This window comes from Lacrimispora sp. (genome assembly GCF_032078915.1).
Taxonomy (GTDB): domain Bacteria; phylum Bacillota; class Clostridia; order Lachnospirales; family Lachnospiraceae; genus Lacrimispora.
In genome coordinates, this window is sequence record NZ_DAMAUN010000117.1 from 1 (window position 1) to 15,386 (window position 15,386).

Genomic DNA, 15,386 nt, shown 5'->3' on the forward strand with positions numbered 1-15,386 from the left:
CTCTGTTACAAGACAAATCCAGGGTGAATGCCCTGGATTTTGTCTACAGTCTGAAAGGAGCAAAGTACTAATTAACTTTGCTCCTTCTACTAGTTTAAATTCAACTGAATGCCATGAAATAAAATTATTAAGAATAATTAACAATAAAACCGTCTACTTAGTGTTAGTTGGTTTTTTATTATTAATGATCAGGTAAATTGCTATTTTATATACATTATGATAAAGAAAATGAGATGAAATAAATGAAATTAAAATAAATTGAATTAAAGTAAATAGTAACGCACTATACAACAAAACAGAGAAACGCACTGTATTTAAGCCATTTCTCTGTTTTGTGAAAAAACTGTGAATGAATGGTATTAGCTTTTTATAAGTGATTACTGCTGATTTATGCAACTATGCCCTAATATAAGTGAATAATTATGAAAGATACAACACTATAAAATCTTCTCTTTTTCCGTCCTAAACCATTCAATGTCCATGTGAGTATAACTATATCAGTAAGATCTTTTATAGAATGTCCCATGAAATTCAAAAACTGATATTAAATGCATAATAAAGTCTATATGGAGAAATCAGGGAATTTGTGGAATTCGGCCGGCAAAATAAAAGACATAAAATAGACCGCCAAACTGTCTTACATAATGATGTGCCCCCAATTGTTAGATTTTCAGGTCTAACATTGGGGGCACAGTTCATAAGTCTGGAGGTTTACTGAGCTTATCATGAATATGATAAACTAATTTTATTATTTCATCTATTTATCTTGACAAATAACTTAAAAAGCTTGCATAGTCCATATACCAGTCTTTAACATTACCAAATGTGCCTACTATGTCCATATGATCTGTATTTATGATTCTAGGCATTGCATTCCATTGTCCTATTTTTACTCCACCATTGTATCGTTCAATAACATCGTTAGAACCTAACTTAGGTCCATCCTGACTAATACAATTTACAATCCCATCATTTGGAAACCATTTCTTATCAATGATAGGAAGGCCTTTTTGATTACGTGAATATTTTCCAATTAAGTTTGCGGTTGGATAAAATATAGGATTCATAGGGCCAATTTGTGCTATAGAATGACCTGTAAGTATAGATTCTGTAGTGGCTTGCGTTGTCCAAGAAAAATAATATACATCTGGTTGAGCTTTAACCCATATATTGAGTTCTTGTGCACCTTCTGTGGTTAAATCATAAGTTGCTATATCCTTTGTACTATTCCAAATATTGCTTTCTAAAACCCTTTCAATATAATCTCGTTGAGATTCCCCATTTTGCTTTTTTAATCCCCATTGATCTAATTTTAAATCATATATTGGGCTAAATAAATTGTTTTTACCAGTTATTGTTCCTAATGCACCAAATGTATAACTTATTAAATCTTTTGCTGGCATTAGATCTGATAAAGTTGTACCATCATTAGGTGTAGATATAGTGCTAACACTATGAATCCAATGATTTCCCCCTTCAAATAGTGGTGAAATATTTTCTTGTCCACAATTTATTTCTTCTTCTTTTCCTTCACTTAACAACTGTGTAAGTGTACGTATGGTTTGCCCACCCATACTATGACCTATTAAATGTATTTTATTTTCATCGCTTATATTTGTATATAAACCTGGAAATGTCCTTCCATATCTATTATGTTTAAACTTTTTAGCATGGGCTTCTCCATAATCTACTGTTCCACCTGCGATATAAGCGTATAGTTCACAAGCTCTATCCCAATTACTGGATACTGGACCTACTGTTGCTGTATAAGTCTCATGTCCTGAGGCATTTAACTTTTCTTGAAGATCAACTACACCACCCCAATATTTATATCCTAATAATTCATCCCTTCCAAAGCCCATAAAGCCATGTACTAAAACAATTGGATAGTCATTTCCTCCTACAATGCTCCTAAAGTCAACTTCTGGAAATTTTACCGGAAACTTTAATGAGGGCATTTTATTTATTTCTTCTTCACTTTTAACTTCTTCTGCCGAATCTATTAAACTGTCTATATCATCTAATGTAGGTATTTTTATTGTCTCATCTGCACCCGTTACTTCTTTTTTATCAGTAGGTGCTTCCATCTTCTGTGTCTCTTGTGCTTTTGGTTCATCTGCTCTTACAATCGTTGAATAATTTGTTAGTGTCATAGAAAATCCTAATAAAATAATAGTTGCTGTTTTTTTAAAATTTTTTTTCATTTCGCATTCCCCTCTGATTCGATTTTTAAGTAATTGAAAACATTAAAACCATTGTAATACTAGATACTAATAGATGTAGCTTTTCACATGCATTCCCTCCTTATAAAACTGAAACTTTTGGTTACGCGCTTAATATATCAGACATTTTTTACCAAATCAATATAGATTCTGGTTTTTGCTAAAAATTAAATAAAAATTAAGAATTAAGCAATAACCGTAATGTATTCGTAATGAATAGACACAAAGCCGTTGCCTGGTAAATGAGTAATCTACCTGGCAACGGCCTTTGTCTATGTATATATTCTTTCATCTCTACTAGAGTATCAATTTTTGTTGGCATTGGAAGCCCATATATTTTTCCCCAAAATCCAATTGGTAACAGCATTCATTTACAGATGTTAACGTAATCCCTTGAAACTGTGACTTTATCTCTATAGCTTGCTTGCTAATATAGTGAACCACGACGATTCTCCTTTATTGTAATGTTCTGAGAATCATTTTAGAATGTTCATGCATCTGCGTACCACACTTGATTTGTTGAACGGGCAATTTGAAACCGTATAGCGCACGAATGAATCGCTTATTCCCACTGGATAATAACGATGCGGAACGCAGCATAAGAACTTTCTGTGTAGGCAAGAAAAACCGGAAGATCATCGATTTCGAACAAGGAGCCGAGGCAAGTATCATGCTCTACAGCATCGCAGAGACAGCAAAGGAAAACAGATTGAAATCTTATGAATATTGCCGGAAAGCTGCAAAAAACTGAAAAAGTGATTTGACAGCTGCCCTAATGGGCGGTGCTTTTTACCACAGGACAAGTGGTTTACCATTTTCCTTTAAACTTAAGAACCTGTATTCATAGATGCACGATTCCACAAAATGCTTTTACGAATACAGGTTTTAATATATAGAGTTTGATTTTACATTCAGTAGTAAATCATTTATAATATTTGTCATTTCTCTGATGCATAGCTGTATAAATTTTATTATTCATGAAACGCCCTTTGCACTTTGACAGGCTCCAATTCTAACTGATCCAAATCACTCCAGTAGAGACCATACTGGATAGACTCCAGGCCATCAGAACCGACCACAATAAAACCATATACATTCGAGTTCATTTCTGCGATGGGATATAGATTGGAAATCCACAATCCACTCAGATCCGGTTTATCACAAAGCTTTTGTCGGATGGACATGGCTTTTTCTGAATAACTCCAGACCAGATTAGAATCTGTATAATCCTGAAATCTACCCACCAGTTCCAGTTTGCCTTCAGTGAAGAGATAACGAAGAGTAACAGGCATCTCATTATCTGGTGCATAGCAATTCGGTGAGATTAAGGCAGTATCCCTGTCTGCACTGATGTAAGAATAATGGTCCCCCTGAGTTGCGTTAGCTTCCAGCGGTTTCAGGTTAAGGCTTTGTTTCATTACCCAGTTATCATTGCTTTTTTCACATCGAAACAAGCCTGCATAACTATGAAAAACAAGACTTTCACTGTCAGCATAATTCAGTTCAATCCCATCTGCTCCTAGGAGTGCTAAGTCAGAGGTCAAGAGGTCAGAATTTACCGGTTGCGCAATTAAGTTTACAGCCGTAAACCTCAGCCATTCATCGTCTACCATTGCAACCAGTTCTCCATATTTTTCTTCCAGACAATATGGGTTTCCTTCACTACCAAAATTGGACTGTTCGTGTTCTGTTGGTTCCTCTTCCGGGTCTACGGAGGACAAAATATATCCATCTACACAGCCAGAATCCCCCATGGGTTCACCCTGTTTACTTAGTAATCGATAGAGCTGACCATTTATATACAGCATAGGCAATGCTTTTTCAGGTGAGAATTCTTTGTTTGATTTTTCTGTTATTGTTATCTCTGTTGTTGCCTCTGACTCAGTTATAGCTGTCTGTGAAGCAGTTGCGGTTTCGGACACGATGTTTACCGTTTCTGAATTAGGAAACTTCTGCTTTTGGACACATGCGGTTAAGCCAATGATTGTAATAGCTGTCCCCAGTATTATAATATATTTACTCAAATGCACACCTCCGGTAATTAATGTTTATTTCCTGAGTTTTCTTATATTATAACAAGGTTTTTGTTTCGTCTTTTTTACATTTTTCTTAAATTTATATGATACAACTTTGATGAAAATAGAATAGCAATTTATAGGAAGAGAAGACGAATTTGTTTTCCTTTATTTCTTTATGAAATCTATTTTTTACCAACTTTTTTACCCTGCTTATTATTAATGTACCAATCCATGATATCGACTTGGGATAACGAGTTTCTTTGATTTTTTATCAGTAGATCTCGCATGATGTACGAGTCGGCCTAAAATTAACAGACTTATACAATTAGATATATTTTATGTGTATAGAGAATTAAAATTCTTTATAATTTTTATTTTAAGTGGCATTGTTGTTATGGCCCGATAGGGCCAACTGGACCTACTATTAACGTCACTGACACATTTACCATTATAACAGGCGGCATATGTGCACTAAACTTTGGAGAAGGCACAACTGAAAACAGCACCTTTGGCAAATCAATTAAAGGTGTTTCTATTGTTGGACCATGTATAAACACAAATGCCATCAGACAAATTGCTTTTTTATTTACCAGTATGATTATGGAAATAGAATAAAAAAGAATATATTAAGTAATAAACGATTGCAGCTGAATTATGCATCTATAGTCGATCATAAATGAATAAGTAAGAAAATAAAGCATTATAAAATTGCATTGGTAGTAACATACTATAAATCATCTCTATTTCCGTTCTAAACCATTCAATGTCCAGAAGGTAATCCAGTGATTAGTTAGGTTTCCGCTAACCACCAGATGCCTTAGGAAATCCACCTTACTGGTGATATTTCTATTTTTTAATTTCACAAAACTCAGGTTCGTTTTGCGTTAAAATAAGTCTTATCTGTGGGGAAAAATAATACAGAAAATAGTGGTTGATTTTTATGGGAGTTGAAGTGGTCATGAAATGCTAATAAGGAATGATAATGAAATTCATTTGTTAAATGTAAAATGGATTATAAACTCTGCTCATAGATAAACGGAATAACCTCTTCACGCTTAATTCTCAATACATATGCAAACTCCTCACAAAGCGTTTTTTCTGCATCATTGAGAAAGCTTTCGTCAGCATTCTGTAGTTTCTTGTCTTTATTTGTTTTTTTAAGCTCTTGTTTGTGGCAACGCAAAGTTTTTATCATTTCTATAAGTTCAGAGCGGTTACCATCTGCAAGAATCTGGCCGTATAATTCTTTGCGTTTACGATTATCCTTAATCCAAGTGTAATTCTTATCCGACATTTTTTTAACTAGAGAGAAAATTTCATCGGCAGAGAGTATGTGGCGGATTTCAGTTTTTCTTCTGTTGTTTATAGTTGAGACGTATACTGTCGAGGCAGTATGGTAAACAGGTTTAAGTACATAATATGGGCGGATGTTTTCATCCATGTACATATCCTGTAATCCGGTAACCTTACAAATACCATGATTTCCGTATATGATGACATCACCTATGTTCATAATATCTCACCTCTTTCTAATAAAATAAAAAAATGTGATTCACTAAAACTGGACTTATGTCCCTGTAAAGCAAACCACATGTTTATTATTTACATTATAGCACAATTATAGATGAAATGTATACGGTAACTTTCCCCAAAGTTCACGTCTATATTATAGGTTAATCTATTTAGTATTTTGCGGAGTACCGGGAGAATGGAGAATTATGGACGAAAATGAGAGTTTAGTCAAATTTGACTATTTCACTTATCCATGCTAAGGTTAATGAAACTGCTCCGAATATCTTTATGATAGTGGGGGAACCAATCTCAGGGGGTGAATCTTAGTTTTAAGAGGGGCTACTTGGGAGCCCTAATCCGTCAGCTAATCCCATAGGAGTATACCAAGCGAATGACGAAGCTCAATATGAGTTAGTTTATCCGCTTTTTTGATGTGCAAAAATATACCAACAAGGAGGCCTCGCAGTAATAGGGTATTGATATATGCAAAAAGCGTTAAACGTATGTCATAAGGTTTAATATTATGATGTGGAGGAACAACATTGAATTTTCTATTGAAAATCAGTATTGTAATATTTGTTGGAATTATAGGCGGGAAAGCAGCCAGAGTCTTTAAGCTTCCCAATGTATCCGGTTATCTGGTAGCAGGATTATTTTTAGGGCCATCTTTTTTACAGTTTATTAGTTCAAGTGATATGGAATCATTTTCTGTAATTAATGAATTGGCCTTAGCAGTGATTGCCTTCAGTATAGGAAATGAATTTGTCATTAAAGATATGCTGAATCTAGGGAAATCCATCGTAATAATTACTTTGGCAGAGGTTGTTGGAGCCATTGTTATAGTTTTTGCTGTTATGTATTATTTACTAAATCAGCCTTTTGCCTTTTGTATTGTAATAGCATCAATGTCAGCAGCAACGGCACCGGCCGCTACTTTATTAGTAATAAGGCAGTATAACGCACATGGTCCATTAACAAAAACAATATTACCTGTAGTTGCATTAGATGATGTGTTTGGAATAATAGCTTTTGGAATTGCCATGTCTTTAGCAACACTATCATCAGGTCAACAGGATTTTTCCATAGTACAAATGTTTCATGGACTGGTTATTGAGATAGGAGGCTCTATTTTACTTGGTTTGGTTCTGGGATTTATTCTTACTATTTTTGCGAAGAGATCAAGTGGTCGTGACGAGCTTCAGGCAGCATCGCTAATGGCAATTGGAATCGCAACAGGAATATCTATTAGTTTAGGATTATCACCTTTATTAACGTGTATCATGATGGGAACCACCGTGGTAAATACATTAAAAAAGTCAAAGAGAGTTTTTGACTCGGTCAATGATTTTGCATCACCAGTCTATATCTTATTTTTTACATTAGCAGGTGCCAGCCTGGATTTAAGTATTTTAGTTACCGTAGGAATTGTGGGGGTCGCATATGTAATTGCAAGAGCCGGTGGAAAAATGCTGGGTGCATGGATCGGTTCGAAAGCTGTGAAAGCTGATCCTAATATTACGAAATACCTTGGATTAGGATTACTCCCTCAAGGTGGTATTTCGATCGGTCTTCTTGTGCTGGTACGTCAGCAATTACCGGAATATGCCGTGGCTATTGGTACCATTATCATGTTTAGTGTATTAATATATGAAGTAACAGGTCCTATATTTGCTAAGCTGGCGATACAAAAAGCCGGTGAAATGGATCAATTGGAGCAGAAAGATAAAAAACATATTCAGATGAAAAATAATGTTGTTCATGCTTCTCAGTCATATGATTAAAATAAGTATAAAATATTAAAATCGGTGGTGGAATTATGTATGTTTTGTTTATTGTTTTAAACGCAGTTGACAGTTTAGATGATATTTTATCCGGATTTGTAAGGGAAGGGATTAGAGGTGCAACCATATTCGACAGCCAGGGAATGGGAAGTGCTATTGTGAATAATGAGAATAGGAGCACCCCGTTATTCAGCGCCTTACATATGCTTCTAAGTGATTCCCATCCTTATAGTAAAACAATTTTTACCGTTCTTGAAAACGAGAGTATAGTAGATAAAGCGGTAGCAGTAGTTCATGAAGCAGTTGACGGCATATCGGATAATGGGGGAGGATTTATGTTTACAGTTCCCATCGGTAAAATTTATCAGATGAATCGATAATCTAATCGGATAATAAAGTCTTTATACTCCCACAATCTAACCGCTGTAGGATTTAAAGAGATCACAGGTGTTGCAGGAGCAGGTCTTGTAGGGCCTGTTGGAGTTGTGGGGCTCGCAGGACCATATTAGTTGAATGTTACAGTACTTTCCGAAATGTACAAGCCATAATAAAATAATATAATTTACAGGGGTGTTGCAGAGCGAATGCATTGTTCTGCAGCACCCTTTTACGCTGCGAATGACCGTCAAGAGGTATATGATATTCATATACGAATATTTAAGCTATAAAATTGAAAATGCATACATATTATAAAGTGAATATTATGCTGAAGTATAGTGCATGTGTATTTTTGATGAGAGGTATAATATGTGGAATGAGAAGATAAAGGTACTATCCAAAAGAGGAATCAGAGGAAATACAATCATTGCTATTGCTTCAATTATACTGATATATTTACTTGTATCTTTGTATTTTACAAATCATTTCTATATTTCCACTGTAATTAATGGAGTAGATGTTTCGTTAAAAGCGAATGATGATGTGGATCGGATAATGAGGAACCACGTAAAAGACTATAAGCTGCAACTAATAGAAAGAAACGGGGAAGTCGAAAACATAACCGGGCGGGAGGTTGGATTAGAATACAGTGGAAAAGATAATATTACAAATCTTCTCCATAAGCAGAACTCTCTAAAATGGATCGTTTCATTATTTAAACATCAAAAACTATATTCAAATGATTTATTTACTTACAATAAAAAAGCCCTGGAAAATAAAATAAGCGAATTAAATTGTTTAAATAACAATCTGATAGAACCACAAAATGTAGGTTTTAAATATTCTAACGGTTCATATGAACTGGTGGAAGAAGTGTATGGTAATAAAATAAGGAAAGATAATTTAATGAAAGCGATCCAGTCGGGAATTCTAATGGGAGAGACTAAATTAGATTTAAATGAAAAACTTTGTTATGAAAATCCCAAATATACCTTAACCTCAGCTAAAACTCATAAAACCAGAGATATTTTAAATAAGTACGTATCAACCAGTATTACCTTTACATTTGGTACCAAAAAGGAAATACTAGATGGGAACACGATACATAATTGGTTAAATGTAGATGATAATTTGGATGTGGAAATAAGCAAGACCTCTGTTGCGAAGTTTGTGAATGGATTGAGCAAAAAATATGATACTGTCGGAATTACAAGAAATTTCCAGTCATCGGTTGGAAAAGTAGTAGAAGTAAAAGGTGGACTTTATGGCTGGAAAATTAATCAGGATGAAGAAACCAAGGAATTGCTTAAAAATATAAGCCATGGACTGATACTTACCAAGGAACCTGTTTATACACAAAAAGCTTTGTCCCGAGATGAGAATGAGATAGGCAATACCTATGTGGAAATCAACATAACCAGGCAGCATATTTGGTTTTATAAAGATGGGAAATTAATTATCCATGGCCCAGTAGTGACAGGGAATCCTAACAGAGGATATTCAACTGTGGTTGGAGCCTATATGCTTAACTATAAGCAAAGAGATACAGTCTTAACAGGACCGGGTTATGCGGCGGATGTGAAGTACTGGATGCCTTTTTACGGGAATATAGGAGTTCATGATGCGAGCTGGAGGCGTTCCTTTGGAGGTGAGATATACAAAAGAAATGGTACGCATGGATGTGTAAATGCTCCATTATATTTAGCAAAAACGATTTTTGAACATATAGAAGAAGGAATCCCTATTATCTCCTATGAGGAATCGTAAAATGAAGTTTAATTTGAACCTGAATGTAAGATTTAGTTAAGTAAGGACGCCCTGTTACGGGCGTTTTTCAAGCTATATACAAAGTACATAATATTTTGTGAAATGAATAATAAGGCAATGATATCGCAATGATAACGCATTGCTAAAAGAAGATTGTATGGAAAACTACTCACAGGAAGAATTCCATTACAAAAACAACCATGCAGGCGGCTAAGGAAACCTGGAACAGGCTTTTTTCCTTATAAGCAAGAATGGCGGCTGCCAAAAGAGCGGCGATACCGGACCATATGCTTTTGGTGGCCGTAAGAATGGCAGGAAAGGTCATTACCGACAATGTCACATAGGGGACATAGTAAAGGAAAGACCGAATGAAGGTCATCTTTATTTCCTGACGGATCAGGGTCAGGGGAAGGACCCGGATAAAATAGGTAACTGCGGCCATAACCAATATGTAAAGATAGATTCGGTTATTCATGGGAAACCTCCATAGTGTCCGGTACCGGGAACAAAACAGCAGCAGCCCCCGCGATTAAAACTGTCAGAATGATCAGTCTAAGTCCGGAAGAAACCCTGTGAAGTGTCGGAATAAGGAAAAATAAAAGACTAAAGACCATGGAAACGACGGTTACCCCCGCCAGAATCCGGTCTTTCTTTGCAGGGGGGATGATAATTGCCAGAAACATTCCATATAGGGCTACTCCCAAAGCACTTAAAGCCCTTTCAGGGAGAAGCTGGCCTAAGAATGCTCCTGCTGCGGTTCCCAGGGTCCAGCCAGGAATGGCCAGCAGAAACAGGCCGTAGCAATACCAGGGGTTTAACGGACCCGGCCTGCATACGGAAACTCCGAAGATTTCATCCGTTATCCCGTAGCCGATCAGCAGACGGTGATAAAATGGGGTTGTTTTATCAAGCTTTTGGGACAGGGAGCAGGACATGAGACTATAGCGCAGATTGATGACCAGCTGGGCAATGGCCATTTCAGCAAAGGGAGCACCTGCCGTGATGATGCCCAGGCCGGCAAATTGACCTGCTGATGTCAGGCTGGTAAGGGAGATTGCAATGGACTGCCAAGGCGACAGCCCATAATTTATAGCCATAATTCCGAAAGTAAAGGAAACGGCAAAGTAACCAAGGCAGATGGGGATTCCATCTTTTACTCCGGATTTCAGCTGTTCTCTTCTGGTATTCATAATATTCCTCCTAGTATGTGACCGTCCTTATTATGCTATAAAAATATATCATGATCCTTTACATCAGTAAAACAAATGTTTATAATGAAAACATTAGAAAAACTGATGATAAGGAGCTGGAGAATGTGAAACGGTACCGGGCAGTTATGAAGATTGTGGAAACAGGAGGATTTACCAGGGCCTCCGAAGAGCTTGGATATACTCAGTCTGCCGTCAGCCAGATGGTGCAGTCCTTAGAGGAGGAACTGGGTACGGTACTGTTTATCCGTTCGAAAAAAGGCGTGGTATTGACCCCCGACGGAGCAGAACTTTTACCTTACATAAAAAATATATACCATGCTTACAGGGAACTGACGGAGAAACGAAAAGAAATGGAAGGGATCCAGAATGCCACCATCCGGATCGGCACCTTTGCCAGCGTATCCTGTCATTGGCTGCCGGGATTAATTAAGACGTTTAAGGAGAAATACCCATTGGTCAGCTTTGAACTCTACCAGGGGGATTATACGGCCGTTGAGCAGTTGGTTAAGGAGGGAAGCGTGGATTTTGGCCTCATCAATCCCCAGGCAGTGGGAGATCCGGAGCTTAAGACCATCCCGTTAAAGATGGACCCCATGCTGGCCGTCCTTCCCCTTTCCCATCCCCTGGCAGAACATAAGAAGATCTTATTGGAGGAACTGGCATCAGAACCATTTATTCTCCTGGAAGAAGGAAGCTTGAGTGAACCCATGGAAAGCTTTCGTGAGCGTGGGATCAAGCCCAATATCCAGTATATCGTCCATGATGATTATACGATCATGGCGATGATCGAAAAAGGACTGGGAGTCGGGATCTTATCAGAACTCATATTAAGCCGTGGGGATTATAATAATTTGGTAAGAGAGACGGAACCGCCATTAGCCAGAACCATTGGCGTTGTTTTTAAGGATAAGAAGATACTCCCTGTTGCCAGCAGGCAATTCCTGGAGTATCTCACAGAAGAATATGGAGAACTGGGACCCGGCGCCTAAAGGGGACTGGAAAAGAAGGGCAGCTTTAGGAAAAAGCTTAATTATGGAGGGAAAAAGAATGGGGCATAAAAATTTAACAACACTTTGTTATATCCAGAAGGAAGAAAGCTATTTAATGCTGCACCGGATTAAAAAGAAGGACGATATGAACCAGGACAAGTGGCTGGGAGTAGGAGGCCATTTGGAGGAAGGGGAGAGTCCGGAGGAATGTCTTTTACGAGAGGTAAAGGAAGAGACCGGATTATCCCTGACTTCCTACCGGCTTAGAGCCATTATCACCTTTGTATCAGACAAGTATCCGGATGAATACATGTTTTTATACACCGCTGACGGATATGAAGGGACCTTGACCGAGTGTGCAGAAGGAGAGCTTAAATGGATCCCCAGGGAAGAAATAGGCGGGCTGTCTCTTTGGGAAGGAGACCGTATTTTCTTTGAGCTGTTACTCACGGATATACCTTTCTTTTCCTTAAAGCTTGTGTATACCGGGGATCATCTGTCAGACGCTTTGTTAAATGGCAAACCATTGGCATTACCGGCGGCTATTACAAAAGTTCCTTCCTCGCAAAGAGCGCATAGCTGATCTTATACATCAAAAAGTTCCAGGCCAGTGCAAGAAACGGTGAGCAGCACAGAAGGATAAATATTATTTGATCTGTAAATGAAACACCCAGCAAGGTGAATAGCTTATAGATGCCAAAGCAGATGGCAGCAGGAATCAAACAGGAAACAAGCATTAATATGCGGGCCTTTTCTGCACCGAATTTAAACAGAAGAGGAATTGACATGCTCCCTGCAATTTCTGAAATCACCAGGCTCACAACACCGGTAAACAGCAGAGAAAGCAGGTTATTTATGCTGCTGAAAATACCCTTATGCGCTATGGCGCCGCCGATTGCGCCAATTACCAGTCCGGTAACAGCGCCAATGGCTGAGAAGATCAGAAGAACAATAAATTTGCTGATCACGATGTCTTTTTTAGTAACCGGCATGACCATTGCGTATTTCAGCCATTTGGATTGATCATCAAAGCTGAATGTGGTGATGATCATCATGCTGCATAGAATGCCGCTCATGATAATATAACCCTCTACTCCGGAAGAAGGGATAAGAGCGAAAGCTAAAACCAGCAGTATAAAAATCATGGATTTGAAATTGTGTCCAATGTTATATAAATCTTTTAAAATCACACTTTTCATTTTACCTGGTCTCCCTTTACATAGAGAAGAAGGATATCGTCAATAGTGGCATCATCCACCACTGCCGTTTTGTACTTACGGCGGGCCTTTTCCTTGTCTGCCACCAGCACATCCCATTGATAGTCACGTTTCCGGTAAGCAAGGATCTCAGATTGATCGATAGCATCGAACTGATCTGTTTTACACCGGATAATACCATATCGGTAGCGTAATTCATCCTTTTCTTTACAGAACAGGGCCTTCCCTTTATGAATAAAGGTGATATAATCCGCCACCTTTTCCAGATCCGTAGAAATATGGGACGACATCAGGATCGAATGGTTCTCATCCTGCACGAAGTCCAGAAACAAATCCAGCATATCGTCACGCATGACCGGGTCAAGCCCGCCGGTTGCTTCATCCAGAATCAGAAGCTTCGGTTTATGGGAAAGCGCAATTGCAATGCTGAGCTTCATTTTCATACCTCTTGAAAATGCTTTGATCTCTTTGCGGGGAGGAAGCTGTAATTTTTTCAAATAGTTATCGTAGGCGGTTTCATCCCACTGTTTATAGGCAGCAGCCGAAAGTCTGCCTATTTTGGCCGGTGTAAGGGTTTCATAGAAATTGATGCCGTCAAACACGACTCCTATGTTTTCTTTGATGTTTCTGGGATCCGAAGAAAGCTCCTGGCCCCAAAACTTAACGATTCCTTCGTCCTTTTGGATAAGATCCAGGATCCCATTGATTGTGGTACTTTTACCAGCGCCGTTCTCACCGATCAATCCCATAATAGCACCTTTGGGAATGGAAAATGATACATGATCCAATTTAAAATCAGGATATTGTTTCGTCAGATTTTCAACTTGCAAAATTGGTTCCATTTTTAATCCTCCTCCTGGTAAAACATGGTTATAAGTTCTATCAGTTTGCCAAGTGATATGCCGCTGGAACGGGCAATATCGGAAGCCTCCTGCAGATGTTCCTCAGCTTTTCGCTGTTGCTCTTCCTGAAAGAAATCTTTGTTTTGTGCCGATACAAAACTGCCGCGCCCAACGGTTGTTTCAATGAAGCCGTCCCGTTGTAAATCTTCATAGGCTTTTTGTACGGTAATGACGCTGACATGAATGGATTTAGCCAATGCCCGCATGGAGGGAATGGGATCTCCGGTCTGCAGCTCTCCGCTCATAATCAGCGCTTTTATTTGCGAAGTGATCTGTTCATAAATGGGCTTATTTGTATTACTGCTGATTATAATCTCCACAGTAGGTCTCCTTAGTGTTGTGTAGTGTACTTATTGAACAAGTACATTATAAGCAATGCATTTCGCCATGTCAATAGGGAAAAGAAAAAAAGATTGACCGGATTTTTCTCCTGTGGTATAGTGGTGGAAGTATAAAAGATAGGATGTGTGTGTTTGTTAATTGTATTTAATCATGGAGCATAAGGCAGTTTAATATGAAAAACAGGAATCGGATCAGGAAAGACATAAGCCTTTCTTTTATTTCGTGTACCTGTTTTACCCATGGGATACAAAGCAGACAGAATAAGGCTGAAAGCCTGTAAGACGTCGATTTGTGGTCTTACAGGCTTTTTTTTGCGCGGGTAATGATCCGAATGAATATGCAGGCATATTCATTTGGCAGATGCCTGTCCTATGCTCCATGAACCTCAGGAAACCAGATGGAAAGACAGAAGGAACGAGGAAAATCATATGGATCACACATTTCAGATTTTAGAATTTAATCTTATATTAGAAAAACTTGAAGAATTTGCACACACGGAAGCAGCGAAGGAGAAGATAAATAATTTGACCCCATGTCTGAAGGAAGGCGAGGTGAAGAAAAGCCTACGCGATACGACGGAGGCCAGGACCATCATAGACCGGATGGGGCTTCCGCCCGCAGTCAGCATGAATGGTCTGCAGGAGATCATGAATACGGCAAGACAGGGCGGCTGCCTGTCCGCGGAAGAACTGGAACAGACAGGGAGAATGCTCACCGCAGTAAAGCGGTTTAAGGACTTTTTAAACCGGTGCAAATACCTGGAGCTAGGCCTGCCTTATTATGAGCAGGACTTAAACCCATTGGAGGATCTGGCAAGGGAGATTTATGAAAGCGTCAGAAACGGCAAAGTTGAGGACAGCGCAAGTAAACATCTAAAAAACATCCGCCAGGATGTGACCAGATCGGAAGAAAAGCTTCGTGCAAAAGCAGAGGCCATTTTAAGGGGAAATAAAAAATATTTTTCCGATTCTTATGTGACCTTAAGAAATGGAAGACTTTGCCTCCCAGTAAAAAAAGATTACAGATCAGGGGTTCCTGGCAGTGTCA

General features: G+C 38.3%; 14 protein-coding genes, 1 pseudogene and 1 riboswitch. Of the genes and pseudogenes, 7 read left to right on the forward strand and 8 right to left on the reverse strand.

Going from position 1 to position 15,386, the window contains the following annotated elements; genetic code table 11:
• Nucleotides 1-761: 761 nt before the first annotated feature.
• Nucleotides 762-2,204, reverse strand: a complete 1,443-nt coding sequence (locus RT269_RS27115) for an esterase/lipase family protein (protein WP_313187375.1) — start codon at nucleotides 2,202-2,204, stop codon at nucleotides 762-764.
• 571 nt (nucleotides 2,205-2,775) lie between these two features.
• Here RT269_RS27115 and RT269_RS27120 point away from each other — a divergent pair.
• A complete protein-coding gene (locus RT269_RS27120; RefSeq protein WP_331664243.1) occupies nucleotides 2,776-2,973 on the forward strand; it encodes an IS66 family transposase in 198 nt (65 codons plus the stop codon).
• Between the two features lie 220 nt (nucleotides 2,974-3,193).
• Here RT269_RS27120 and RT269_RS27125 read toward each other — a convergent pair whose 3' ends face one another.
• Together RT269_RS27125 and RT269_RS27130 are read right to left on the reverse strand one after the other, a co-directional pair.
• Nucleotides 3,194-4,246, reverse strand: coding sequence for a hypothetical protein (locus RT269_RS27125; RefSeq protein WP_313187376.1), 1,053 nt, complete (start codon nucleotides 4,244-4,246; stop codon nucleotides 3,194-3,196).
• A 1,006-nt stretch (nucleotides 4,247-5,252) separates the two neighbouring features.
• A complete protein-coding gene (locus RT269_RS27130) occupies nucleotides 5,253-5,753 on the reverse strand; it encodes a CarD family transcriptional regulator (RefSeq protein WP_313187377.1) in 501 nt (166 codons plus the stop codon).
• Nucleotides 5,754-6,016: 263 nt separating this feature from the next.
• Nucleotides 6,017-6,147: riboswitch (cyclic di-AMP (ydaO/yuaA leader) on the forward strand.
• 147 nt (nucleotides 6,148-6,294) lie between these two features.
• Between RT269_RS27130 and RT269_RS27135 the strand changes: the two genes are divergently transcribed.
• The 3 genes from RT269_RS27135 (at nucleotide 6,295) to RT269_RS27145 (ending at nucleotide 9,678) form a co-directional block, all read left to right on the forward strand.
• Nucleotides 6,295-7,533: a cation:proton antiporter gene (locus tag RT269_RS27135; RefSeq protein ID WP_313187378.1), complete on the forward strand. Its 1,239-nt coding sequence runs from the start codon at nucleotides 6,295-6,297 to the stop codon at nucleotides 7,531-7,533.
• 35 nt (nucleotides 7,534-7,568) lie between these two features.
• Nucleotides 7,569-7,913 carry a hypothetical protein gene (locus tag RT269_RS27140; protein ID WP_313187380.1) on the forward strand — a complete coding sequence of 115 codons (345 nt, stop codon included), beginning with the start codon at nucleotides 7,569-7,571 and terminating at the stop codon, nucleotides 7,911-7,913.
• A gap of 367 nt (nucleotides 7,914-8,280) precedes the next feature.
• Nucleotides 8,281-9,678 (forward strand): L,D-transpeptidase family protein, encoded by a 1,398-nt coding sequence (locus RT269_RS27145; RefSeq protein WP_313187381.1) that lies wholly within the window; start codon nucleotides 8,281-8,283, stop codon nucleotides 9,676-9,678.
• 169 nt (nucleotides 9,679-9,847) lie between these two features.
• Here RT269_RS27145 and RT269_RS27150 read toward each other — a convergent pair whose 3' ends face one another.
• Both RT269_RS27150 and RT269_RS27155 read right to left on the reverse strand, forming a co-directional pair.
• Nucleotides 9,848-10,153: an AzlD domain-containing protein gene (locus tag RT269_RS27150; protein WP_313187383.1), complete on the reverse strand. Its 306-nt coding sequence runs from the start codon at nucleotides 10,151-10,153 to the stop codon at nucleotides 9,848-9,850.
• Nucleotides 10,146-10,868, reverse strand: a complete 723-nt coding sequence (locus RT269_RS27155; RefSeq protein ID WP_313187384.1) for an AzlC family ABC transporter permease — start codon at nucleotides 10,866-10,868, stop codon at nucleotides 10,146-10,148. Before RT269_RS27155 ends, RT269_RS27150 begins: the two co-directional genes overlap by 8 nt.
• Nucleotides 10,869-10,993: 125 nt before the next feature.
• Between RT269_RS27155 and RT269_RS27160 the strand changes: the two genes are divergently transcribed.
• Both RT269_RS27160 and RT269_RS27165 read left to right on the forward strand, forming a co-directional pair.
• The gene (locus RT269_RS27160; RefSeq protein WP_313187385.1) at nucleotides 10,994-11,878 is read left to right on the forward strand and encodes a LysR family transcriptional regulator; all 885 of its coding nucleotides are present in this window, start codon (nucleotides 10,994-10,996) and stop codon (nucleotides 11,876-11,878) included.
• Between the two features lie 58 nt (nucleotides 11,879-11,936).
• Nucleotides 11,937-12,461: an NUDIX hydrolase gene (locus RT269_RS27165; RefSeq protein WP_313187387.1), complete on the forward strand. Its 525-nt coding sequence runs from the start codon at nucleotides 11,937-11,939 to the stop codon at nucleotides 12,459-12,461.
• Here RT269_RS27165 and RT269_RS27170 read toward each other — a convergent pair.
• Genes RT269_RS27170 through RT269_RS27180 form a run of 3 tightly spaced genes read right to left on the reverse strand, consistent with a single transcriptional unit; the run spans nucleotide 12,424 to nucleotide 14,317 of the window.
• Nucleotides 12,424-13,077, reverse strand: a complete 654-nt coding sequence (locus RT269_RS27170) for an ABC-2 transporter permease (protein ID WP_313187388.1) — start codon at nucleotides 13,075-13,077, stop codon at nucleotides 12,424-12,426. The two genes, RT269_RS27165 and RT269_RS27170, sit on opposite strands and share 38 nt — an antisense overlap.
• Nucleotides 13,074-13,937, reverse strand: a complete 864-nt coding sequence (locus RT269_RS27175) for an ABC transporter ATP-binding protein (RefSeq protein WP_313187389.1) — start codon at nucleotides 13,935-13,937, stop codon at nucleotides 13,074-13,076. Before RT269_RS27175 ends, RT269_RS27170 begins: the two co-directional genes overlap by 4 nt.
• Before the next feature lie 2 nt (nucleotides 13,938-13,939).
• Nucleotides 13,940-14,317, reverse strand: a complete 378-nt coding sequence (locus RT269_RS27180; RefSeq protein WP_313187391.1) for a GntR family transcriptional regulator — start codon at nucleotides 14,315-14,317, stop codon at nucleotides 13,940-13,942.
• Between the two features lie 450 nt (nucleotides 14,318-14,767).
• Here RT269_RS27180 and RT269_RS27185 point away from each other — a divergent pair.
• Nucleotides 14,768-15,386, forward strand: a pseudogene (locus RT269_RS27185) (endonuclease MutS2); the annotation flags it as partial.